Annotated in this window: 24 protein-coding genes and 3 pseudogenes; 8 read left to right on the plus strand and 19 right to left on the minus strand. The window is 68.5% G+C overall.

Going from position 1 to position 20,686, the window contains the following annotated elements; all coding sequences use genetic code 11:
- The first annotated feature begins 66 nt into the window (after window positions 1-66).
- Entirely contained in the window at window positions 67-981 is a 915-nt protein-coding gene (locus CG723_RS17410) for a LysR substrate-binding domain-containing protein (protein ID WP_100594357.1), read from the plus strand.
- Here CG723_RS17410 and CG723_RS17415 read toward each other — a convergent pair.
- The 3 genes from CG723_RS17415 to CG723_RS17425 form a co-directional block, all read right to left on the minus strand.
- The gene (locus tag CG723_RS17415) at window positions 974-2,221 is read right to left on the minus strand and encodes an MFS transporter (RefSeq protein ID WP_100594358.1); all 1,248 of its coding nucleotides are present in this window, start codon (window positions 2,219-2,221) and stop codon (window positions 974-976) included. The genes CG723_RS17410 and CG723_RS17415 overlap by 8 nt on opposite strands.
- A 156-nt stretch (window positions 2,222-2,377) precedes the next feature.
- Window positions 2,378-3,838 (minus strand): FAD-dependent oxidoreductase, encoded by a 1,461-nt coding sequence (locus CG723_RS17420; protein ID WP_234374355.1) that lies wholly within the window; start codon window positions 3,836-3,838, stop codon window positions 2,378-2,380.
- 55 nt (window positions 3,839-3,893) lie between these two features.
- Window positions 3,894-4,709 carry a maleylpyruvate isomerase family mycothiol-dependent enzyme gene (locus CG723_RS17425; RefSeq protein ID WP_100594359.1) on the minus strand — a complete coding sequence of 272 codons (816 nt, stop codon included), beginning with the start codon at window positions 4,707-4,709 and terminating at the stop codon, window positions 3,894-3,896.
- 244 nt (window positions 4,710-4,953) lie between these two features.
- On the opposite strand from CG723_RS17425, the gene CG723_RS17430 reads away from it, so the two are divergent.
- On the plus strand, window positions 4,954-5,853 hold the full coding sequence (locus tag CG723_RS17430) for a LysR family transcriptional regulator (protein WP_100594360.1): 900 nt from the start codon (window positions 4,954-4,956) through the stop codon (window positions 5,851-5,853).
- 87 nt (window positions 5,854-5,940) lie between these two features.
- Here the strand turns inward: CG723_RS17430 and CG723_RS17435 are convergent, their stop codons facing one another.
- Together CG723_RS17435 and CG723_RS17440 are read right to left on the minus strand one after the other, a co-directional pair.
- The gene (locus CG723_RS17435; protein ID WP_100594361.1) at window positions 5,941-6,489 is read right to left on the minus strand and encodes a DUF1062 domain-containing protein; all 549 of its coding nucleotides are present in this window, start codon (window positions 6,487-6,489) and stop codon (window positions 5,941-5,943) included.
- Between the two features lie 225 nt (window positions 6,490-6,714).
- Window positions 6,715-7,470, minus strand: coding sequence for an SDR family NAD(P)-dependent oxidoreductase (locus CG723_RS17440; RefSeq protein WP_100594362.1), 756 nt, complete (start codon window positions 7,468-7,470; stop codon window positions 6,715-6,717).
- Window positions 7,471-7,689: 219 nt separating this feature from the next.
- Here CG723_RS17440 and CG723_RS17445 point away from each other — a divergent pair, with 219 nt between their 5' ends.
- Window positions 7,690-8,649 (plus strand): NAD(P)H-dependent flavin oxidoreductase, encoded by a 960-nt coding sequence (locus CG723_RS17445; RefSeq protein ID WP_100594654.1) that lies wholly within the window; start codon window positions 7,690-7,692, stop codon window positions 8,647-8,649.
- Window positions 8,650-8,713: 64 nt separating this feature from the next.
- Here the strand turns inward: CG723_RS17445 and CG723_RS17450 are convergent, their stop codons facing one another.
- From CG723_RS17450 to tnpA, 7 genes and pseudogenes are all read right to left on the minus strand, one after another.
- On the minus strand, window positions 8,714-9,403 hold the full coding sequence (locus CG723_RS17450; protein WP_234374356.1) for an HAD family hydrolase: 690 nt from the start codon (window positions 9,401-9,403) through the stop codon (window positions 8,714-8,716).
- Window positions 9,404-9,414: 11 nt separating this feature from the next.
- Window positions 9,415-9,966: pseudogene (locus CG723_RS17455) on the minus strand (SAM-dependent methyltransferase); the annotation flags it as partial.
- A gap of 8 nt (window positions 9,967-9,974) precedes the next feature.
- Window positions 9,975-10,127 (minus strand): hypothetical protein, encoded by a 153-nt coding sequence (locus CG723_RS46225; RefSeq protein WP_159032468.1) that lies wholly within the window; start codon window positions 10,125-10,127, stop codon window positions 9,975-9,977.
- A gap of 58 nt (window positions 10,128-10,185) precedes the next feature.
- Window positions 10,186-10,812, minus strand: a complete 627-nt coding sequence (locus tag CG723_RS17460; protein WP_100594656.1) for a glyoxalase — start codon at window positions 10,810-10,812, stop codon at window positions 10,186-10,188.
- 5 nt (window positions 10,813-10,817) lie between these two features.
- Window positions 10,818-11,261, minus strand: a complete 444-nt coding sequence (locus tag CG723_RS17465) for a helix-turn-helix transcriptional regulator (protein ID WP_100594363.1) — start codon at window positions 11,259-11,261, stop codon at window positions 10,818-10,820.
- A 67-nt stretch (window positions 11,262-11,328) separates the two neighbouring features.
- Entirely contained in the window at window positions 11,329-11,739 is a 411-nt protein-coding gene (locus CG723_RS17470; RefSeq protein WP_100594364.1) for a VOC family protein, read from the minus strand.
- Between the two features lie 259 nt (window positions 11,740-11,998).
- Window positions 11,999-12,411: pseudogene (gene tnpA / locus CG723_RS17475) on the minus strand (IS200/IS605 family transposase).
- Window positions 12,412-12,458: 47 nt separating this feature from the next.
- On the opposite strand from tnpA, the gene CG723_RS49240 reads away from it, so the two are divergent.
- Both CG723_RS49240 and CG723_RS49245 read left to right on the plus strand, forming a co-directional pair.
- Window positions 12,459-12,842 (plus strand): helix-turn-helix domain-containing protein, encoded by a 384-nt coding sequence (locus CG723_RS49240; RefSeq protein WP_442802563.1) that lies wholly within the window; start codon window positions 12,459-12,461, stop codon window positions 12,840-12,842.
- Window positions 12,843-12,911: 69 nt separating this feature from the next.
- On the plus strand, window positions 12,912-13,673 hold the full coding sequence (locus CG723_RS49245) for an RNA-guided endonuclease InsQ/TnpB family protein (RefSeq protein WP_442802571.1): 762 nt from the start codon (window positions 12,912-12,914) through the stop codon (window positions 13,671-13,673).
- Window positions 13,674-13,758: 85 nt separating this feature from the next.
- On the opposite strand, the gene CG723_RS17485 is transcribed toward CG723_RS49245, so the two are convergent.
- From CG723_RS17485 to CG723_RS17495, 3 genes are all read right to left on the minus strand, one after another.
- Entirely contained in the window at window positions 13,759-14,814 is a 1,056-nt protein-coding gene (locus tag CG723_RS17485) for a chitinase (protein WP_100594365.1), read from the minus strand.
- A gap of 126 nt (window positions 14,815-14,940) precedes the next feature.
- Window positions 14,941-15,510, minus strand: a complete 570-nt coding sequence (locus tag CG723_RS46930) for a hypothetical protein (protein WP_199841804.1) — start codon at window positions 15,508-15,510, stop codon at window positions 14,941-14,943.
- A gap of 95 nt (window positions 15,511-15,605) precedes the next feature.
- On the minus strand, window positions 15,606-15,923 hold the full coding sequence (locus tag CG723_RS17495; RefSeq protein ID WP_199841819.1) for a hypothetical protein: 318 nt from the start codon (window positions 15,921-15,923) through the stop codon (window positions 15,606-15,608).
- Between CG723_RS17495 and CG723_RS17500 the strand changes: the two genes are divergently transcribed.
- Entirely contained in the window at window positions 15,916-16,308 is a 393-nt protein-coding gene (locus CG723_RS17500; RefSeq protein ID WP_442802564.1) for a DUF4345 domain-containing protein, read from the plus strand. The two genes, CG723_RS17495 and CG723_RS17500, sit on opposite strands and share 8 nt — an antisense overlap.
- On the opposite strand, the pseudogene CG723_RS17505 reads toward CG723_RS17500, so the two are convergent.
- A pseudogene (locus CG723_RS17505) lies at window positions 16,226-16,564 on the minus strand (PIG-L deacetylase family protein); the annotation flags it as partial. The gene CG723_RS17500 and the pseudogene CG723_RS17505 overlap by 83 nt on opposite strands.
- Window positions 16,565-16,863: 299 nt before the next feature.
- On the opposite strand from CG723_RS17505, the gene CG723_RS17510 reads away from it, so the two are divergent.
- The gene (locus CG723_RS17510) at window positions 16,864-17,334 is read left to right on the plus strand and encodes a hypothetical protein (RefSeq protein WP_100594368.1); all 471 of its coding nucleotides are present in this window, start codon (window positions 16,864-16,866) and stop codon (window positions 17,332-17,334) included.
- Between the two features lie 127 nt (window positions 17,335-17,461).
- Window positions 17,462-17,830: a VOC family protein gene (locus CG723_RS17515; protein ID WP_100594369.1), complete on the plus strand. Its 369-nt coding sequence runs from the start codon at window positions 17,462-17,464 to the stop codon at window positions 17,828-17,830.
- 155 nt (window positions 17,831-17,985) lie between these two features.
- On the opposite strand, the gene CG723_RS17520 is transcribed toward CG723_RS17515, so the two are convergent.
- The 3 genes from CG723_RS17520 to CG723_RS17530 form a co-directional block, all read right to left on the minus strand.
- The gene (locus CG723_RS17520) at window positions 17,986-19,125 is read right to left on the minus strand and encodes a hypothetical protein (protein ID WP_234374357.1); all 1,140 of its coding nucleotides are present in this window, start codon (window positions 19,123-19,125) and stop codon (window positions 17,986-17,988) included.
- A 228-nt stretch (window positions 19,126-19,353) separates the two neighbouring features.
- Window positions 19,354-20,100, minus strand: coding sequence for a cysteine hydrolase family protein (locus CG723_RS17525; RefSeq protein ID WP_100594370.1), 747 nt, complete (start codon window positions 20,098-20,100; stop codon window positions 19,354-19,356).
- Window positions 20,100-20,684, minus strand: coding sequence for an isochorismatase family protein (locus CG723_RS17530; RefSeq protein ID WP_100594371.1), 585 nt, complete (start codon window positions 20,682-20,684; stop codon window positions 20,100-20,102). The genes CG723_RS17525 and CG723_RS17530 overlap by 1 nt, the downstream gene beginning before the upstream one ends.
- Window positions 20,685-20,686: the final 2 nt, after the last annotated feature.

A 20,686-nucleotide genomic window follows, 5' to 3' on the forward strand; every position in this document is an offset into this window, starting at 1 on the left:
GTTAGGATCGAGGAGTCAGACTGTCCAAGACTTGCTTGGACACACTTGAGTCCCCCGAGGTCTTACATGCTTGACCTGCGACAACTTCGCTATTTCGTGGCCGTGGCCGAGGAGGAACACGTCGGCCGCGCCGCCGATCGCCTGCACATTTCCCAGTCACCGCTGAGCCGGCAGATCGCCCAGCTGGAGAAGAACCTGGGCCTGACCCTGTTCGAGCGCAGCCAGCAGCGCCTCCGCCTCACCTCCGACGGCCGCGTCTTCCTCACGGAGGCCACGGCCCTGCTGCGGCACGCGGACCGGCTCGAGAATCTCGGCCGCCGCCTGGGCCGCGGCGAGGAAGGCGGCCTGTGCGTGGGATACGTCGGCGATGCCATGCACACCGGGATCCTGCCCCAGGCGCTGCGCGCCCTGCACGACGAGCGCCCGGGCATCCACGTCGCCCTCTACGACCTCACCGCGGCCCAGCAGTTCGAGGGCCTGCGCCAACGCAGTCTGGACATCGCCCTCGTGCCGGAGGCACCCCCCGAGACGGACCCCGACCTGCGCAGCGCCCTCCTCCTCGAAGACCCCCTGCTCCTGGCCATGCCGAGCAGCCACGCACTTGCGGGGCGGGCGGAAATCCTGCCCGAAGACCTCGACGATCAGCCGTGGATCGCCATCGAGAACAGCCAACAGCCCGCCTGGCGCGACGACTTCGTCGCCTCCTGCGCGGCGGCCGGGTTCACGCCCGACATCCGGCTCGAAGCCCCCGAGCCTCTCACCGCTCTCGGCCTGGCCGCGTCCGGCCTCGGCATGACGCTCGTCCAGGAGAGCATGCTGCGAGGCGACACCCCAGGGGTCACCGTCCGTGAACTCCCCTGGTTCCAAAGGTCAGTACGCCTCTGGGCAGCATGGCACCAGATCGATCTGCGCCCGGTCGTCACGTCCTTCCGCGCGACCGTGCTCACCACCAAGGACACCGCGGACGACCCCGTCAGGTGAGGCTGGCGGCGGCCTGCTCCCCCGTGCTCCGGGGCGCCTTCTCGCGGCGCGGGAGCAGCAGCGGGGTGGCCAGGAGCACGACTCCGGCGAGCGCGATCGCGATGCGCGGGCCGGTGATGGCGGCGACGACACCCCACACGGCGGTCAGAGCCGCGATCGAGAGGCTGCTGCTGACCGACCACGCGGACAGCGTGCGGGCGACCCGGTCGGGGTCGGCGTGTTCGAGCCGGTAGGTGGCAAGCACCGGATTGAACAGGCCGCAGCAGGTCACCAGGCCGAGCTGGACGGCGACGACGAGCACGATTCCGGGGACTCCGGGCTGGACGAACGCCAGTCCGATGGGCCAGCACGCACGCAGCGCCCCGACGACGAGCATCACCTTGTGCTGCCCGAACCGTGCCACGAGCGGGTGCGCGACGCGTGAGCCGATGAGTCCACCGATACATGGGGCCGCGAACGCGAGACCGTACTGCCAGGGTGCGAAGCCGAGTCGGCTCAGCATGAGCACGGCGATCAGCGGCTCGGAGGCCATGATGAGGCCGTTGACAACGATCGAGTTGAGGAACAGCGGGCGCAGCGTGCGGTGGCTGAGGATGTAGCGCCAGCCTTCGAGCAGATCACCGGCGCGCAGCCGCGGTGCGGCGGCCCGCGCGGGGCGCGTTTCCGTCCCTCCGATGGCGCGGATGCCGAGCGCCGAGAGCAGGTAACTGACCGCGTCGGCGACCACGGTCGTCACGGGGCCGAACATCCCGATCGCGGCCCCGCCGAGCGGCGGCCCGACCACGATCGAGGTCCATGTCGTGGACTCGAACCGGCCGTTCGCTACGAGCAGGTCCTCCGGCGCCACGAGCGATTTCAGATACGCGCCGCCGGCCGCCCGGAAGGCGATGTCGGCCGCGGCGACGACGACGGAGACGACGAGGAGCTGGGCGAAGCTGAGCCGGCCGAACGCGAACGCGGCGGGGACACTCATCAGTGCCGCGAACCGGATCAGGTCCATCGCGATCATGACGGGCCGCTTACGCCGGAACTCCATCCACGGCCCGAGCGGCACCGCGACCACGGCCCCCACGGCCCGCCCCGCGGCGGCCAGCGCCGCCACCTGGGTCGGTCCGGAGTGCAGCACGAGGATCGCGATCAAGGGGAACGCGCCGAACCCGAACCCGGTGCCGTACGAGCTGACCGCGAACGCAGCCCACAACCACCCGAACCGCCGCCCCAGCGCCCTCCTGCCCTTCACGCCCACCGCACCTCTCGCCGCCCCGAACAACCACACGCTGACCACCGACATCAAAGCGAGGAGCAGACGACGAGATCAAACAACCGACCCGCCATGAGAACACAACCCATCGTTGTACCGAGACGCCGGTCGGCGTGGACGTCCCTGATCCGGGCCTCAGGCCTGCGCGATTCCCGGTTCGTCGCTATGCACGATGGCGCCCAGGACGTCGTTGAACGCCTCGGTGGAGCTGGGGTGGGTGTAGATCGCGTCGCGCAGATCGGTGGCGGTGATGCCGTGCCGCATGGCCAGCGCGACGGTGTTGATCAGTTCCTGCGCGTCGACGCTGAGGAGTGCGGCGCCCAGGATCCGGTCGCTCTCCGCGTCGATGACGAACTTCATCAGGCCGCGGGTCTCCTCCACGGCGTAGGCCCGGGGCATGGCGACGATCTCTGCGACGGGCTGGCGTGTGATCTTGACCCGGTGTCCGGCGGCGCGGGCCTGCTTCTCGGTCAGGCCGACGGTTGCCAGCGGCGGGGTCATGAAGAGGGTGTGGGGTACGGCGACGCGGTCCGTGGTGGTGCGCTTGCCGCTCCCGACGAGCTGGTCCAGGACGATGCGGCTGTCGTCCAGGGAGACGTACGTGAACTGCGGCCCGCCGTTGACATCGCCCAGGGCGAAGATGTGCGGCTGGCTGGTACGCAGATACTCGTCCACCGCCACCGCTCCCCGCTCGGTGGTGAGCACTCCCGCGGCTGCCAGCCCCAACCCCTTCGTGACGGGAGCGCGCCCGGCGGCGGCCAGCACGGCGTCCACCTCGATGCTCGCGCCGACTCCGTCGCGTTCGTAGACCACGGTCGCAGCCGACCCGCCGTCGCGGATCTCCGTGACGCTGGAGCCGGACAGGACCTGGACGCCCTCGTCGACCAGAATCGCCTCGGCCGCCGCGGCGACGTCGTCGTCCTCCCGCCCGAAGATCTTCGGCGCCGCCTCGAAGACGGTGACCTGGGAGCCGAACCGACGATAGATCGCGGCGAACTCGATCCCGAGATAGCCGCCACCGATGATCGCCAGCCGCTCCGGCAGCCAGGTCTGTTCGATGAGCTGGGTGCTCGTCACAGTGCGCGAGTTGTCCCGCAGCCCGGGGATGTCCGGGATGACCGGTTCTGAGCCGGTGTTGATCAGGATGATGTCTCCGGTGACGGTGATCCGGTCCGCGCCCTCCCCGACGACCACGGTGTGCGCGTCGGTGAACGACGCCCGTCCGGTGATCACCGTGACCGTGTCCGCCCCGTTCAGTGCCTCGTAGTTCCCGGCTCGGAACAGGGCCGTCAGCTCCTGAACCTGGTTGACCGCGTGTGCGTAGAACTCCTGAGGCGGGTCGTCCGGCCGGCGCTTGCCCGAGTGGTGCACCAGTGCCTTCGTCGGCACGCACCCGACGTTCGGGCAGGTCCCGCCGTACATCCGGTCGGACGCCTCGATCATCACAACTCGCTTGCCCAGTGCGCCCATCCGCCCGGCGACCGTCTTACCGCCCTTCCCGAATCCGATCACCACGAGATCGGCGTGCATCGTCTTCTCCCCGTCCGAGTCCGTGTCCGGGTACGTGTCCATGTCCCTGTACGTGTCCTTGGTCATGTCGATCCCACTGTCCGATTCCGTTCTTCCGTGTCGGTGGCGGTGTGTGAGGGGTCTAGAACCCCGGGAACAGTGAGCGCAGGTCCGCCGGAGTCACCGAGCCGGTCACGCTGACGTCGTCCTGGTCACGGTTGCGCCCGTATACGAGCCGAAGCACGGCCTCGGCCGTCCCGGACACCTCTCCGACCGGGTCGGCCGGCTCGCAGGGGTACAGGTGCAACTCGGCGCCCAGGTCCAGAAGCAGCGTCCTGGCCGTATCGGTCAGAGTGACCGTGAGCTGCCGGGTCCCGAGGCGGGCGAGGGTGGCGGCGTCCCGGAAGCGCGTGGCGACCAGGTCCAGCCGCTCCCACAGCAGATGGACCTCCGGCATCGGGATCTCGGCCAGGGGGTCCAGGGCCGCCTCGATGTCCCAGGCATGCACCGACTGCTCCGACAGCCGGTATCCGGCGTAGGCGGTGACGTCCAGCAGCCCGGCGAAGTACGGCACCCGCACCGAGTCGCGCTGTTCGGCGTCGAGCGAGTCGAGGAGCTGGAGGTGGCGAGCGTCAGCGGCCTTCCACTCCTCGCGCTGCGCGGGGCCGGAAAGGGCGTCCCAACGTTGCCATACCGGCGTGACTGCCTCCCTCCGCGGTCCGGTGTCGTCTCCCGCGATGCCGCGTCCGAGCAGGCCGGTCGAGATCTCCGCGGCGCCGCCCAGATGGGACAGGACCTGCGCGATGCTCCATCCGTCGGCCATGGACGGCCGGTCCATTTCCTTCCGCGACAACCCGTCCACCACGTCGGCGAGGCGCCGTGAACTGGTGTGGAGGGCCGAGTGCCAACGGTCATCGCTCTCCGTGGCGTCGGGTGTGCGTGTCTGCGTGGTGGTCATCGAGAGCTCCTCAGCTGGCGTGGGCTACGCGACCGCCCTCTCGCCCTACACAACCTCAACTGCCTTACAAGGCCTACCCGCTGGCCAGACGGCTGGCCGTGAGCCGCCATAACCGATTCGAATGGCGTAGTCGTCGCCCCGGCGACGTGGTGGGCCGGCCGGACGCGGGCGGTCGCTCGGGGCCGAGACCGACACATGCCGGACCCGTTGACATCGTGGCCGGCGACCGTGGTCCGATGGGCGCATGGAGATCAGGACCATGCGCGCGTTCGTGACGGTCGTCGAAGAGGGCGGGCTGTCCGCCGCTGCGCGCAGGCTGCACATCAGCCAGCCCGCGCTGTCCCAGACGATGAACGCGCTGGAACGCGAACTCGGCGTCCAGCTGCTGGTCCGCAGCACCACCGGCGTCGAGGCCACGGACGCCGGGATGACCTTGCTCGGCGAGGCCCGCGGCGTACTGGCCCGCCATGACCAGGCTCTGGCCGCCATGGCTGTTCACACCGCCCCCGGTGCCGCGCCCCTGCGGCTCGGCATCCCCTTGGAGCTGCCGTCCGACCTGCTGTCCCAGGCACTGGCCGACCTCGCCGAGGCCTATCCGGCCACCCGGGTCCAGGCCCGGCATCTGTCGACCTCGGCCCAGCTGGCGGAGCTGAAAAGCCATGATCTTGATCTCGGGCTCCTGCGCGAGCGCCCGATCGGACAGGACCTCGACGCGATGCTGGTCGTCGAGGAACGCCTGGGGGTGCTGCTCGCGGCCGAACGGGCTGCGGGCCTCGTCGGCCCTCAGGGAATTCGCCTTGACGCTCTGGCCGGTCTGGAATGGATCGGTTTCCCGCGCTCGGGAAGCCCCGCGTGGTACGACGAACTCACCGCCACCCTGCGCAGTCACGGGATTGCCGTGGGCCCGACTCCACCGGACGGCCAGACCTTGATCGCCGAGGTCAAACTCGCCGCCGTCAGCGCCGGACGCGCCTTCACGCTGGCGCCCCCCGGCTGGTCCCAGCCACTGCCGGACACGGTCACGTGGCTCCCCTTGGTGGGCCACCCGCTGGTGCGGCGCACGTGGGCGGTGTGGGACGCCGGCTCCCACCGCCGCGACCTGGGACACCTCCTCGCGGCGCTGGACTTCCGCCGACCGAACTGATTCGGGAGCCAGGACGCCACTACTGGCTTGGTCGCTTCCCCCACACCAAGGAGCGAGGGAAGCGACCTGACCTGTTGTGAGGAGGGCTCAGCGCTTGAGCGTGAAGGTGAAGTCGCCGGAGAGCTTGCCGCTCAGCCGGACTGCCGAGACGAGCTTCCCCTCCTCGATCAGTCTCTCGACCTCGGTCCGCGACAGACCGCAGCCGTCAGCGATCAGTCGCACCGGCCGGACAGGGATGCGCGCCGCAAAGCGGACCAGGACGTCGATCACCTCGCGGTCCAGGTGATCCGATCCGCCGGTGTCGAGGCGCCAGGCGTCGTCCCAGTCGAGGGCGATGCGATTGCGGCGCCGCACGACCGGATCCTGGAGCAACTCAGCTGCCAGGCCAAGGTCGTTGTCATGCATCCGGTCCAGCAGCTCGGGCCGTACGGAGCGCACATTCATCCGCTCCAGGACCGTGAGCTTCGTGGTTTCCCCGCAAGCGGTACAGAGAGCGAGGAGCCAGGCGTCGATGAGCTTGTGGTTGGCGTTGACGCGGAATTTACCGTTTGCCCGGAAGCGGTGGGACGCGCACGCGTGGCAACGGCGGAGGACGAGCGGCAGGCAGGTGGGCATGACCAACCAGCTATTGAGCACAGAAGTACACCGGTTTCAGTGAGAAGTCCGCAGCAAAAAGGAGCGCGGCGCGTATGCGCGACGCGCGACAAATCAGCGCTCGGGAGGTCTCACAGGGTGTACAACGGCACGTCCTTGCCTGGGCGACTTGGTTCGGCAGCACGGTAATGGCCCGCAGCGGCGCCGTTCCACTGGTTTTCGGATCCTGTCCGGCGCACTCTGGTCCGCCGGACAGGCCCTGGATCCCTAGACGGCCGTACGGCCGCCGTCCACAGGCACGACGGCACCGTGCATGAAGCTGGCACTGTCGGTGGCGAGGAAGACGATGGCGGAGGCGATCTCCTCGGCCGTGCCGGGGCGGCCCGCGGGACCGGCCGCGGCCAGAGCGTTGAGGTCATCCTCCGCACCCGGAGTGCCCGAGGTGCCCTCGGTGCGGGTCGGGCCGGGGCTGACCGCGTTGACCCGCACGCCGCGCGGCCCGTACTCGGCGGCCCAGGCCTTCGTGAGCAGGGTCAGCGCGGCCTTGCTGGAGCCGTACAGACTCATGCCGGCGGCCCCGAGTTCGGCGGCCATGGTGGTGACGTTGATGATCGCGCCACGGCCTCGCGCGGCCATGTCCGGCGCGAGTTCGGCCACCAGGAAGTAGGGCGCCTTGACGTTGAGGGAGTAGACCGCCTCGAACTCTTCCTCACTGGTCTCCTCCGTGGGCCCGAAAGGGAAGATGCCTGCGTTGTTCACCAGTACATCCACTTGGCCGGCCTCCTGCTTGGCGCGGCGGGCGAGGGCACGTGCGGAGGCCGCGTCCTTCAGTTCGCCGGCCAGGAACAGCGCCTGGCCACCGGCCGCACGGATCTCTTTCACGACCCGCTCGCCCCGGGTCTCGTCACGCCCCGAGACCAGGACGTTCGCGCCGAGACGGGCCAGCGCGATCGCCGTGGCACGGCCGATGCCGCTGGTCGCACCGGTCACCAGTGCCGTGGTGCCGGACAGTTCTGAAGTCATGTTGGCTCACCGTTCCGCTGTGTCGATATCCGATCGGCCGACGCATCAGCCCGAAGGCCCGCCGGCCGCAGATGTAAGCCACGCCGACCGGTTGACGCTTCCTGACCGCCGCATGGCTTCGCCTATGGCCGCCATAAGTAGCGCATTCATCCCCGCTGACCGCGCATTTCCTGCCGCATCTGTGTGCCCGCCCGTTGGGCGAGGAGTGATGATGTGGCCATGGCGTTCTCGACGGCGTTCACAGAGATGTTCGACGTGCGGTACCCGATCGCGCTGGCGCCGATGGGTGGGTCGGCCGGCGGCGCGCTGGCCGCGGCAGTCTCGCGCGGCGGTGGATTCGGGATCCTGGGCGGCGCGTTCGGGGACCCGGAGTGGCTAGCACGCGAGGTGCCGATCGTCGCGGGCACCGACAGTCCGTGGGGCGTCGGATTCCTGACCTGGGCAATCGACGTCGCCGCCGTGGAGCGGGCTCTGGAGTACGGGCCGAGGGCCGTGATGCTGTCGTTCGGCGACCCCGGCCCTTACGCGGAGCGTGTCCGCCGAGCAGGGGCGCTGTTGATCCTCCAGGTCACGGATCTGGAGGAGGCCGAGCAGGCCGCGGACCTGGGCGCCGACGTGATCGTGGCCCAGGGAACCGAGAGCGGCGGTCACGGAGCCCGGCACGGGCGCTCCACCTTGCCGTTCGTGCCGGCGGTCGTGGATCTCGTGGACCCGGTGCCCGTACTGGCGGCCGGCGGGATCGCCGACGGCCGCGGCGTGGCGGCCGCACTCGTGCTGGGCGCTGCCGGAGCGCTCATCGGCACCCGCTTCCAGGCCACCACAGAGGCCCTGGTGGACCCCTCGATCACCAAGGCGATCGTCGAAGGGCGCGGCCGGGACACCGAGCGCAGCTCGGTACTGGACATTGCCCGCGGCTCCCGATGGCCGGCGAAGTACCCCGCCCGCACCCTCGGCCACCCCTACCTCGACCAATGGCGCGGCCGCGAGGCGGAACTCGCCGCCGACCCCCAGGCCCGTCAGAACTACCAGGACGACGTGGCGCGCGGCGCGGTGCCCCCACTGCCGGTCTGGGCCGGCGAAGCCGTCGACCTCATCACCGACCTCCCCTCGGCAGCCGATCTCGTCCCCACCCTGGCCGCCCAGACGGAGGAAGCACTGAACCGCGCGGGCCGCCGCTGAGACGCCAACTGCCCACGCGACCAGAGCTCATAGGCCGCGCGCCCACGGCTTGGCCGGCCCGCATCTACAGCGAGGGGCTACTTCCACGCGCCTTGAGCCACTCCTCCAGCAGGGGGATCACGACTCGGATGTCCTCACCATCCACACAGACTCCGGCTGTCTCACGTGCCTGCTGGTCGGCATTGAACGCGATGCTCAGTCCCGCCTCCCTGAAGAGCGGCAGGTCTGAGCGGCTGTCGCCGATGGCAGCGCAGTCTTGAGGGGAAAGGCCGAGCGACCCGGCGTAGCGGACGGCGAAGTCACGCTTGCCGCACTCGTCGAGCTCTGCCAGGACGCGGCCGGTGAATCGTCCTTCCGCCGTCTCCAACTCGGGTCCGCAGTACGCGTCGAACCCGAACCGCTGACAGAGGTGTTTGCCTATGGACTGCCAGGCGAGCGTGGCCAGAACGGGGATGAGCCCCTGTCCTCGGCACCACGCGACGGTCTCCTCGATACCGTCCACGAGTGGAACGCCCGCCAGCCAGTCGTCGATCTCCCGCTCCGTGTAGCCGGACCAGGTTTTCGCGTCGGCAGCGGCAACCTGAGGGTTGGTCAGCCTTCCGGCCGCATAGTCGGCCTCGGCTTCGGCCATGGCCGCCTCCGTCCCCAAGTAGCGGGCGACGTGGACGGCCGAGCCCGGAGCCGGCACGAGCGTGCCGTCTATGTCGATGAAGACGACACCTGACGCATCCGAAGGCCTCGAGATCAGCAGCACGGTATTTTCCCCTACCTCTTCCGCCCGACCCCACCGAACATCGCCACTTCATCGGGCACCGCGGCGGTGGCACCCTCGGGACGCCAGCGCGAGCAGGAGACGACGCCGGGGTCCAGCAGTTCCAGGCCGTCGAAGAACCGGGCGACCTGCTCCGGTGTGCGCTGGTTCAGCTTCGGCGTGCCGTGTTCGTTCCAGAACGCCACGGCCGCGTCCACGTCCGGCATGGCCGGGCTGGTGATGGTGTGGGACAGGACGAGATGGCTACCGGAGGGCAGGGCGTCGAGCAGGCGCCGGACGATGCCGTACGGGTCCTCGTCATCGCCTACGAAGGCGACCACGCCCAGCAGCATGAGTGTCACGGGCCGGGTGAGGTCGAGGGTCTTGGCGGCGGACTCCAGGATCTGCTCGACGTTGCGCAGGTCGGCGTCGAGGTAGTCGGTTCTGCCCTCCGGCGTGCTGGTGAGGAGGGTCTGGGCGTGGCTCAGGACGAGAGGGTCGTTGTCGACGTAGACGATCTCCGCGTCCGGGGCTGTGCGCTGGGCGACCTCATGGGTGCCATGCGCGATCCGCGTCAAGAGGTCGCCTTGAGTTCCTTGGCGCGCTCTTTCATCGCGCCTCGCTCCTCCTCGGTGAACCCGTCGTACGTCTTGTCGACCGTGACGGTGCCGGTGGTGCTCTTCACGCTCTTCGTGGTGCTCTTCGCGGTCCTCTGCGTGTTCGTCATGGCAGGTTCCTCTCGGGCAACGCGTGGTCAGAGCGAGCGGGACGGGGGTGGCTTCGGGTCAGGCCGCGGAAGCGACCGTGGTGGCCTGCCAGGCGAAGTCGTCCGGGTCGGTGAAGGTCCCGGCGTCGCCGCCGAGTACGAGCCGGTGCGATCCGCTGCCGTCGACGGGGACGCCGACATCCTTGGCCAGCGCGCGGCGCCCGTAGAGAGCCAGCTTGACCGGGCTCGATGGTGTTTCGAACTCGACGTACTTGCGGCCGAAGCTCTTCGCCACGGTGAGACCGCGGTCGACGTAGAACTGCCTGCTCGCGGCCACGTCCGCCACTCCCAGCAGGAGCACGATGCTGTCGATCTGCCGGGTCGCCGGGCCCTTGTCCTTCCGCGCGGACGTGGCGACCTTCCAGATCGTCCCGTCCGGTGCCTGGACGACGCCGCCGTATCCCCACAGGGACTTCGTGACGGGCTTGAGCGGTGTGGCGCCGGCGTCGAGGGCCGTGCCGATGAGCGCCTTGACGTCGGCCGGCTGGGACACCGTGAGCGACAGCGAGAAGCCGCGGAAGCCGGTCGTCGGCGCCTCCGAGGCGCTCAGTCCGACCTGAGTGTCCAGGCCGAAGGCGGCGGTGTAGAAGCGCTGGGCGGCCGTGGGGTCGGCCACCTCGAGGGTGATGGACTCGATGGAGGTCATGGACATCACGCTAGTTGTGGCTCGGTGAGGAATGCTTCTCCATTCCTGACCGGTATCGGCGGCGTCCTTGTCGCGGCCGCCACCACCCCGCACCGGTATGCGCCGGGCGTCACGCCGGCCAGCTCGGTGAAGCGCGAACGGAAGACGCCTTGCGACGCGTAACCGACCAGGAAGCCGACCTCGGTGACCGTGAGATCGCCACCGCGCAGCAACGCCTTCGCCCGCTCGACACGGCGCGTCATCAAGAAGGCGTACGGTGACAGGCCGTACGCGAGCCGGAACTGCCGGCTGAGATGCCCGGCCGGCCAGTCGACTCCGCGGGCGAGCGCCTCCACGTTCAGCGGCTGCGCGTACGCCCGGTCGATCCGGTCACGAACACGGCGCAGTCGCACCAGGTCCTTCAGCCGTTGATCCTGGGCGAGCGCGCGCCCCCAGGCCGGATGACACATACGACACCTGCCTTCATGGGTATCCGCGCGCGCCAGGGGACCCCGGGGCCACCTGGCGCTGCGGAGCTCAGCGAAGCTCCTGGATGCGGACCATGTTGCCCGCGGGGTCACGGAAGGCGCAGTCGCGGATGCCGTACGGCTGCTCGGTCGGCTCCTGGACGACCTCGGCGTCGGCCGCCTGCACCTTCTCGAACGTGCCGTCCAGGTCCCGGGTGGCCAGCAGGATCCAGCCGTAGGTGCCCTTGGCCATCATTTCGGCGATGGTGCGGCGCTCGTCCTCGCTGATGCTGGGGTCCGCGGCCGGCGGCGCGAGGAGGATGGACGTGCCGGGCTGGCCGACGGGGCCGACCGTGATCCAGCGCATCTTGCCCTGGCCCACGTCACTGCGGACCTCGAAACCGAGGACGTCGCGGTAGAAGGCCAGGGAGGCGTCCGGGTCGTCGTGCGGGAGCGCGGTGGTGTGAATGGTGATGTCCATGGCACCACGTTAGTAGCGGCCCGGCGGACTGCGCTTCTCCAATCCTGACCGGCCGGGCCGGATCTCACCCCAGTGGGGTGAAGGGGGGCATTCCCACGACTCGGTGCGGCTACCGGGATTCAGCAGTGCATCGGGCTTCAGCCCGGCGGTGAAGCGAATCTTCAACTGCGGCGCGGAGCGTCGCTGTGTCTTGCCGTGTGGAGAGGGGTGGTGCTGTTTTCAGGGCTGGTGACGCGGAGCGTTACGGTGGCGTGACGGTTCAGGTCGGCCGGTTTTGTTGCTCAATGTATTGCTTGACGATGGTCAGGGGTTCGCCGCCCACGGTGGCGGCGAAGTAGGACCCGGACCAGAGCGTGTTGGCCAGCCAGTAGTGCCGGACGAGATCAGGGAATTCCTGGCGCAGGCGTTGGGAGGAGCCGGCCTTGAGGGAGTTGACGAGTCTGGTCACAGCCACTGCGGTGGGAAGTTCACCAGGAGGTGGACGTGGTTGTCCTCTCCGTTGAACTCCACCAGCTCGCATTCCAAGTCCGCGCACACCACCCGCACTTCCTCCATGCGTCACAGATGCTCATCACTGAACACCTTGTGCCGGAATTTGGTCACGAAGACCAAGTGGACACCCGTGGCGAAGGCACAGTGGCAGCCTGTACGAATGTTCGACGTCTCGCTCATAACCCACGTATGAGACAGACGGACTGGAGCGGGGTTAGAGTCCGATCATGCAGCTTCGGTACAGCTTTCGCCTGTATCCGGAGCCCGGTCAACAGCAGGCATTGGCACGGGCGTTCGGATGCGCCCGAGTCGTGTTCAACGACACGGTGCGCGCCCGCCGTGACGCCCAAGCCGCCAACAAGCCCTACCCCACATCAAGGATTCTTTCGGCATCGCTGATCACCGGGGCGAAGCAGCGCCCGGAGCGGTCCTTCCGGGGCGAGGTGTCCGCGGTCGTCCTCCAACAGGCGCTGCGGGACGCGGATACGGCCTACGCAAACTTTTTCGCCTCTCTCAAAGGAGAGCGCAAGGGACCGAAGATGGGTGAGCCGTCCTTTCGGTCCCGTAAGGATGCCCGACAGTCGATCCGGTTCACCGCGAACGCCCGCTGAAAGATCACCAAAGGTGGGCGGCTGTCCCTGCCGAAGATCGGCGGCCTGAAGGTCAAGTGGTCCCGCTCTCTGCCCTGTATGCCGTCCTCGGTCACCGTCATCAAAGATGCCGCAGGCCGGTACTTCGCCAGTTTCGTCATCGACACCGACCCGGCCGCCGATGCTGCCGCGATGCCCGACCCCGACCCCGACAGCTGCGTCGGCATCGACCTCGGCCTGACCCATTTCGCGGTGCTCGACAACGGAACGAAGATCGACTCTCCGCGGTTTTTGCGCCGTGCGGAGAAGAAGCTGAAGAAGGCCCAGCGGGAGCTGTCCCGCAAACAGAAGGGATCGAAGAACCGTGAAAAAGCCCGGCTGAGAGTCGCCCGCGCCCACGCTCAAGTCGCCGACGCACGCAAGGAGTTTGGCCACCAGCTCTCCACCCGGATCATCCGTGAGAACCAAACGGTGGTCGTGGAGAACCTGGCAGTCTCCGGACTCGCGCGCACCAGGCTGGCCAAGAGCGTGAACGATGCAGGCTGGTCCCAGTTCGTCGACATGCTCGAGTACAAGGCCAAACGGTACGGCCGCGTGTTCGTACAGATCGGCCGGTTCACCCCGACCACCCGTACCCGCTCCGCCTGCGGACATGTCGACGGACCCAAACCCCTCCATGTGCGGGAGTGGACCTGCCCCGCCTGCAACACCCTGCACGACCGCGATGTGAACGCCGCGAAGAACGTCAAAGCCGCCGGACAAGGCGGTTCGAGCCTGCGGAGCGTCGGTAAGACCAAACCCCCAGCAGCATCGGGGGCGCGGCACGACGTGAAGAATCAGGAAGCCACGTAATCCCGTACCGGAAGCCGTGCCGCATAGCTGCACCGCGACCAGCACGGGACGGCCAGAATCCTCGGGCATCAGCCCGAGGAGCATGTCAATGCTCCAGACCCTTCACGTTGTCGCCGAACGTCCACCCCTTCGACCCGTCCCAGTTGATCGACCAGGTCATCAGCCCTTTGAGGCCGTCGCCGTACGTGTTCCATGCCTGCGAAACCAGACTCGGAGCCATATAGCCCCCGCCCGCGCCGGGCTGGGCCGGCAGGCCGGGGACCTGCTTGTCGTAGGGGACCTTGATCGTGGTTCCCTGGACGACGAGGCCCTTGTTCAGGCAGTCGGTCTGGGCGGTGAAGCCCTGGACGGTGCCGGCCTCGTAGGAGTCGCCGGAGCAGCCGTACATGCTGCCGTTGTAGTACTGCATGTTGAGCCACCACAGGCTGCCGTTGTCGGCGTACTTCTTGATGATGGGGAGGTACGCGCCCCAGATCGAGCCGTACGTGACGCTGCCGCCGGTGACGTACGCCGTCTCGGGGGCCATCGTCAGGCCGAACCCGGCGGGCATCTGGGCAAGGATGCCGTCGATGATGCGGATCAAGTTGGCCTGGGACGTGGAGAGTTGGCTGATGTTGCCGCTTCCGGTGAGGCCCGTCTCGATGTCGATGTCGATGCCGTCGAAGTTGTACTTCTTCAGGATCGGGACGATCGTCTCGACGAAGTGGTCCGCGACGGCCGTCGAGTTGAGGTCGATGCCCGCTGCCGCGCCGCCGATGGACATCAGGACGGTCTGACCCGAGGCCTTGGCCTGACACATCTCGGCCGGGGTCGCGACCTTCACGTTCGTGTCCATGCCGTCCTCCCACAGTGCGGTGCCGTCGGAGCGGATCACCGGGAAGGCCGCGTTGATGACGTTGTAGCCGTGCTGCGCCATCTCGGGGTTGGTGATGGGGGTCCAGCCGAACGGCGGGTGCACGCCGTTGGACGCACCGTCCCAGTTCTCCCAGTAGCCCTGGAGGACCTTGCCGGCCGGTCGCGGTTTGGTCGCGCAGGTGTCGGCGGCGGGGGCGTCGGGTGCCGCGACCAGGACGGTGGAGAGGGACGCGGCAGCCGCGAGGGCTGCGCCGAGGAGACGGGAGGTACGACTGCGACGGGACATGGGGGGCCTCCGCAGGATCGCCGGGCGAGTGGGGGTTGGCGTGAGCACGACGCACGGTAGAGAGGTCCAGACCTTTCGTCAATGGGTATGGACCAATGGGGAGTTGGGGTCGAGTCGCGATCGGGGCTAGTACGTCGCGCGTCGCCGCTGCGGCCGGGCCGCGCTCCCGTCGGCGGTCTCGGGGCGGTCGTCCGGCGCCGAGCGCTCGGCCTGCGCACGCAGCGCGGCGAGCCCCGCGACGACCTCACTGCGGTTGGCGGCCGAGGTCATCCAGCCGGGCAGCCTCGGGATCATCGCCAGAGACGACGACGGACTCCCCCGCTCCCTCAGACGCGCACCGATGTACGCCGCGAGCGCGTCGACGTGCGCGATGTCGTACGCCCACAGCAGCCGGCCCGCGCAGCGCGTCTGCAGCCACAGCGGCCTGCCGAAGAACGGCTCGGCCGGACCGCCGAGCGTCGCGCCGATCCGGGCGCCGCCGCGCCGCTCCGGCTCCCACTCGGCCGTGACCCCGCAGCGCGCGCACGCCAGCCGCCTGGACAGGAACAACAGGTCTACGGAGTAACGGAGTTCGGGCCCTCCAGGTCGGGGTACAACCACGGCGCGCCCGGAACAGCGGGGGCACACCACGAGGATGCGGGCCGCGAAGCGGGCCAGCATGGCGCCCTTGTCGGCGTGCCGGTGCCCGGCGCCCATGGGGCCTCCCCTGCGTACCTCGACACTCGAATCCGCTTACCTCGACGCGCCGAATCGTACGCAACGACCGACCACGCCGCGCGGTCCGCGCCAGGTCACCGACCACCCTCCATACCGGTCAGCGCATCGAGATCGAGCACAGCGCCCAACGCCCCCTTCAATGCACCGACGCACATCCCGTGCAGTTCGGCGCGGGTGAACGACTCATTGGTCAGCCGGTCCACGCAGAGCACGCGGACGAAGACCGGCCAGCTCGTGAGCGCGGCCGACACGAGGTGCGTCGGCCCGTCGCCGAGCACCGTCGCCTCCAGCAACCGCCGCCGCAGCTCCGCCAGTTCGCCCGTGATGATCGCCTGGATGACCGGGTCGCCGGCGAGCACCCGGTTCGCAGCGCTCGCAATGGCGATGGGCATCGCCTGCGTGGCGATCGGCCTCTACCACCTCGTCCTCGGCATCGCCTCCGTACCCGGCGAGGGCTCGACGGGAGCGACTGTCGACAGCCGGGAGCGGTTCTACAACGCGATCATCTTCGGATACGGGCTCGCGTGGATCTGGGCCGCACCCCAGTCTCCGATCCCCTCAACGGCGGTACGGTGGCTCTCCGGCGTCTTCCTGCTCAGAGGCGTCGGGCGCGTGCTGTCCCTCGCCGTCCACGGCTGGCCGCACTGGCTCCAAGTGCCGCTCAGCGCCCTCGAACTCGCCCTTCCCCCGCTCTCGCCTGGACGGCGAGCATGGTCACCCGATGGGTGTGCACATGGTCCGGATGCCCGGTCAGCCCGCCGTAGGCGTCATGGGTGACCACGATCTGCGGGCGGCACTCCCTGAGTTGCGCCACGAGTCGGCCCACGGCTTCGTCGATCGGCGCGTCGCAGCATCGCGTCGCGCCGGGAGCCGACTGCGGCGCACGAGCGTCGGCGTAGCCGAGCAGCCGTGGCGCGCCAGCGCCGACGATCCGTAGCGCCTCGGCCAACTCCTCGGCGCGTGGCGTGTCTTCGGCCCACAGAGACTCGTCGTCCGGGTGGGCGAAGACCGCGAGCAGGCTCGGCACAGTCATGCGGAATCACCCTCCAGCGCAGGGAATTCGCATCCTAGGCCGCCGGGATCCGTCAGGCGTCGCGTCAAAGCGGTATGCGTGTGCCACGCCCAACTGCCGGGGCCGGGCCGCGTTCGCCGATCAAGGCCGGTTCCAGCCGTAGCACGTCGACAATCACGGGACCGGTCTTGCTGCCTCACGCGGCCTGTGTCTCAATGGGCGACGATTTCAGCACGTCACTCCCGCAACTGCACCCGCACCTGCACCGGGACCCGCACCTGCACTTTCCCCCCACTCACATAGTGAAGGCAGGCTCCCCCATGAGGTATGGCAGAAGGCTCGGTATCGGTTCGGCACTGGGTGTCGGTGTGGTCGCCGTGAGCGCGCTCGCGCTCGCACCCGTGGCGACCGCGGTGACCCCCGACACCGCCACCATCTCGTTCGACTGCGGAATCTACGGGTCTGGCACGGCGACCCTCACGGCCACCCAGGACGGGACCGCCGCGACGATCAGTGTGTCCACCTCAGCCATCTCGGCACCCATCGACGTCGCGGCGGGCTCGGTCAACTCGACGCTGACGCTCACCGACAACGGCACCGGGACGTCCACGTTCACCGGCAACTCCAACCCGGCGATCCCCGCCGGCGGCCCCGTGTCCACCGGGCCGCTGAACGGGACCGTCGCCGCCGGGGACAGCCTGGAGGCCAAGTCCCTGAAGGTCGTGGTCATGGGCATCACCGTGACCTGTAACGCCACATCCGCGCAGACACCTGGTCCGTTCGTCTTCTGACGCACAGGGCGGGCTTCGCCGGGCGGTGCCACTCCCCTTCTGGGGGCGGTGCCGCCCGGCTCCCCACGAGGTGGCTCCGGCGCGTCGCCGACGCCGGCGGTGTGCCGCGGTCCGCCAGAATCTGCGCATGCTGAGAATCGGATCGGTTGTGCTGGGTGTCTCGGATGTGCCGCGTGCGGCCGCGTTCTGGACGGAGGCCCTGGGATACGTCCCGCGCGAGGCGATGGAGGACGACTGGGTGGTGTTGGTGCCGGCAAAAGGCGCCGGGGTCCAGCTGTCGCTCGGCCTTAGCGAGACGCCGGTCCAGGAGCGTCCGCGGATCCATCTGGATCTGTATGCCCGGGACGCGCCCGACCAGGCTGCCGAGGTCGAGCGGTTGGTGTCCCTGGGCGCACAGCGGGTCGACTGGGACCTCTATCCGGACGACGCCGACTTCATCGTGCTCGCCGATCCGGACGGCAACCGCTTCTGCGTCATCGACACCCGGCACAACTGACGGGAGTCGTGTGGACGTCGTAGCGCTGTCGTCGGCGAACGGCAGCGGACAAGGCCATGAGCGGCTCCCCCGCAGCTCTTCCGCTGTCACCGGGAGGAGCCGCCTGGCCTGCACGTTCTATGCGTCTACAGGAAGACGCATCTCCGTGCCCGTGGCTACTTCCTGACCGGGCACATCCCCTCGGAGAGTGTGTTGTACGTGGGAGAGGTCTGCGTCGTCGCGGCGGTGCCGCCGAGCTGGATGAGGATCTCGTCGGACAGCAGGTCCTCCTTGCCCTTCAGCGCGTCGGCGACCTTCGTGTCCTTCGGGAACACCATCTCCGCGGCGATGTTGTCCTGCACGATCCGGGCGAGATTGTCGAGCGCGGTGAAGATCGGGTCCTTCGGCGTCTCGAGGCCGGGCAGGTCGATCAGGTGGGTGGCGACCTTCGCCGCGTTCATGCAGTCCTTGATGATGATGGTGTTCTGGTTGAGCACGCTGGTGGTCCACTGCGAGAGCACCACGCAGTACAGGTCCGCCCATGCGGCCTCGCCGACCTTCGCGCGCCAGGTCTTCATGGTGTCCTGCACACCCTTGATCTGGGCCTGCGCGGCGTGCTCCATGTTGACGCGGATGTCGGGGTAGACGCTGCCGGAGAAGTCCTCGAACGACTTCATGTCGAACACCTTCGCCGTGACCGAGGCGTTGATGAACTTCAGGGCGGCGTCGAGGATGTTGCCGCACGACGTGGTCAGCGCGGCCGGCAGACCGGCGGCGGGAAGGTTCTTGCGCGCCGTGGTGAGGGTGACGGCGTAGGCCTGAAGGGGTTCGATCCACGCGGTGGACTTGTCGTCGTTGAACGCCACCAGCAGGAGGTCATGCGGGTCGATGCGGTTGGCGTTCGGCAGGTTCGGGATCTTGTCCGCGAGGTACGAGGCGATCACGGAGAAGCAGCCGAGCGGAACGTGAGCGATGGACTTCGCCAGCTCGAACGTCTCCGCCACGGGGTTGACGGACTCCTGGCCGTTCGCCGTAACGAGGGTGAACCTGCCGCCCTTCGCGTCGTTCTGCACCACGATCACCGGGGAGAGGTGCTTGACCAACTCCGCCTTGAGAGTGGCGTAGTTGGAGCGCATACCGGCGTTGACAGCGAAGATCGAGTCTTTCGCCTGCTGCTGGGTCACGGCCGACGTTGCGAGCGTGCCCGTCGAGTTGGTCAGTGGAGTGTCCGCGGCACTCGGGGACGCCGAGTAGCCCAACAGCGCCGCGGTGCTGATACCGGAAGCGCTGCCTATAAATCCTCTGCGCGTAGCCATCTTCGTTGTCTCCGTAGCGGTTCGGTGCACGAATGTTGAGTGAGTGGGGGGACCATCTGCATGTGGGACATGGGGGGAAGTCCATCGGTTGGGTGAGTCATTTGTGGGGGGCCTTACGTGGGGGGTTCTTCTTCTTTGGGGGATCAGAGGGGGCGGAGGGGGAAGGAATGCGCATGCCTTCCCCCTCCGAATGCGGCGAGTACCGGACGACTACCTGACCAGTACTGGCTACTTGAGCGAGCTCTGCTTGGGGACCACGACTCCGTAGAGGTCCTGGACCGTGGCGAGCGCGGCCTCGTGAACCTGCTTCGCGGGGATGCCGTTCGGATTGCCCTTCAGCGGCAACGGCCGGGTCGCGGAGGCGTCGCCGACCACGGTCGGGTTGTTGCCGTTGAGGAACGCGCCCTGCGTCGTGAACAGGGTGCACATGTTGGTCATGAATCCGGCGATGATGACGTTCTTGTGCCCGGCCTTCTTGACCTGTTCGGCGAGATCGGTGCGGTAGAAGCCGTTGGGGACGGTCTTCTCGACGACGGGCTCGCCCTTCGCCGGCTTCAGTGCCGGAATGATCTGACCCGCCTTCGACTTCAGGTCGTAGCCCTTGTCGACGATGTGGATGACCGGCGTGCCCGCCTCACGGGCGCGCTTCAGCAGAGCTTCGGCGTTGTTCACCGCGGAGTGCCAGCCGTCGAGTTCCATCACACCCTGGGTGTAGGTGTTCTGGTAGTCGACGAGGATCAGTGTCGCGTCGGAGAGCTTCGCCGGGGTCTCGTCGAGCTTGTTGAGCTGCCGCAGCGTCGTCGTGTCCTTCGCGACGTTCTTCTCCCCGGCGTTCCCCCCGGCGTTCTTCTCCGCGGCGGGCGACGGCTTGCGGTCGGTGCGTGCGGCGGCTTCGGAGCTTCCGCCGCACGCCGTCGCGGTGGCCGCGAGAACGGTGGCGAGACTCAGCGCGGCGGCTGAACGCAGCAGCTTCATCAGACGATCTCCTTCTGGGTCGGTACGACGACGCCGTACAGGTCGGCGATGGTGGCGAGGGCGCTGTAGTGCACCTGGCAGGCGTCGAGGTCGGTGCCGGCGACCGGCAGCGAGCGGGTGGCGGTGGCGTCGGCGACGACCGTGGGGCGGTTGCCGCGCAGGAACGCGCCCTGCGCGGTGAACGCCACGCACATGTGCGTCATCCAGCCGGCGATGATGACGTCCTGCCCGTCCGGGACGTGTGTGCCCAGGTCGGTGTCGACGAACGCGTTCGGGACCTGCTTGACGACGACGGCCTCACCGTCGACCGGCGCGACACGGGGGTGGATCCGACCGATCTCGGCCCGGATGTCGTACGGGGTGCCCTCGCCGCCGTCGTTGATGACGTGCACGATCTTCGTGCCCTCCTGGCGGGCCCGTGCCAGCAGCTGCGCGGCGGCGTCGAGCGAGGCCTCCCACCCGTCGAGTTCCATCACGCCCTGGGTGTAGGTGTTCTGGAAGTCGATCAGGATCAGCGTCGATTCGGCCAGCTTCGCGGGCGTCTCGTCGAAGCCGTTGAGCTCGCGCAGCGTAGTTCTGGACATGG

The organism is Streptomyces sp. CB01635, from assembly GCF_002803065.1.
Lineage (GTDB): Bacteria > Actinomycetota > Actinomycetes > Streptomycetales > Streptomycetaceae > Streptomyces.

What these genes read in the sequence shown, in the direction of transcription:
- CG723_RS17430 (WP_100594360.1), top strand. Translation starts at nt 4,954, where the DNA reads ATGGAGATCAGGACCATGCGCGCGTTCGTGACGGTCGTCGAAGAGGGC.
- CG723_RS49240 (WP_442802563.1), top strand. Translation starts at nt 12,459, where the DNA reads ATGCAGCTTCGGTACAGCTTTCGCCTGTATCCGGAGCCCGGTCAACAG.
- CG723_RS17485 (WP_100594365.1), bottom strand. Translation starts at nt 14,814, where the DNA reads ATGTCCCGTCGCAGTCGTACCTCCCGTCTCCTCGGCGCAGCCCTCGCG.
- CG723_RS17470 (WP_100594364.1), bottom strand. Translation starts at nt 11,739, where the DNA reads ATGGACATCACCATTCACACCACCGCGCTCCCGCACGACGACCCGGAC.
- CG723_RS17445 (WP_100594654.1), top strand. Translation starts at nt 7,690, where the DNA reads ATGGCGTTCTCGACGGCGTTCACAGAGATGTTCGACGTGCGGTACCCG.
- CG723_RS17495 (WP_199841819.1), bottom strand. Translation starts at nt 15,923, where the DNA reads ATGCCCATCGCCATTGCGAGCGCTGCGAACCGGGTGCTCGCCGGCGAC.
- CG723_RS17420 (WP_234374355.1), bottom strand. Translation starts at nt 3,838, where the DNA reads ATGACCAAGGACACGTACAGGGACATGGACACGTACCCGGACACGGAC.
- CG723_RS17525 (WP_100594370.1), bottom strand. Translation starts at nt 20,100, where the DNA reads ATGAAGCTGCTGCGTTCAGCCGCCGCGCTGAGTCTCGCCACCGTTCTC.
- CG723_RS17500 (WP_442802564.1), top strand. Translation starts at nt 15,916, where the DNA reads ATGGGCATCGCCTGCGTGGCGATCGGCCTCTACCACCTCGTCCTCGGC.
- CG723_RS46930 (WP_199841804.1), bottom strand. Translation starts at nt 15,510, where the DNA reads ATGGGCGCCGGGCACCGGCACGCCGACAAGGGCGCCATGCTGGCCCGC.
- CG723_RS17530 (WP_100594371.1), bottom strand. Translation starts at nt 20,684, where the DNA reads ATGTCCAGAACTACGCTGCGCGAGCTCAACGGCTTCGACGAGACGCCC.
- CG723_RS17515 (WP_100594369.1), top strand. Translation starts at nt 17,462, where the DNA reads ATGCTGAGAATCGGATCGGTTGTGCTGGGTGTCTCGGATGTGCCGCGT.
- CG723_RS17520 (WP_234374357.1), bottom strand. Translation starts at nt 19,125, where the DNA reads ATGGCTACGCGCAGAGGATTTATAGGCAGCGCTTCCGGTATCAGCACC.
- CG723_RS17410 (WP_100594357.1), top strand. Translation starts at nt 67, where the DNA reads ATGCTTGACCTGCGACAACTTCGCTATTTCGTGGCCGTGGCCGAGGAG.
- CG723_RS17425 (WP_100594359.1), bottom strand. Translation starts at nt 4,709, where the DNA reads ATGACCACCACGCAGACACGCACACCCGACGCCACGGAGAGCGATGAC.
- CG723_RS17440 (WP_100594362.1), bottom strand. Translation starts at nt 7,470, where the DNA reads ATGACTTCAGAACTGTCCGGCACCACGGCACTGGTGACCGGTGCGACC.
- CG723_RS17460 (WP_100594656.1), bottom strand. Translation starts at nt 10,812, where the DNA reads ATGACCTCCATCGAGTCCATCACCCTCGAGGTGGCCGACCCCACGGCC.
- CG723_RS46225 (WP_159032468.1), bottom strand. Translation starts at nt 10,127, where the DNA reads ATGACGAACACGCAGAGGACCGCGAAGAGCACCACGAAGAGCGTGAAG.
- CG723_RS17510 (WP_100594368.1), top strand. Translation starts at nt 16,864, where the DNA reads ATGAGGTATGGCAGAAGGCTCGGTATCGGTTCGGCACTGGGTGTCGGT.
- CG723_RS17465 (WP_100594363.1), bottom strand. Translation starts at nt 11,261, where the DNA reads ATGTGTCATCCGGCCTGGGGGCGCGCGCTCGCCCAGGATCAACGGCTG.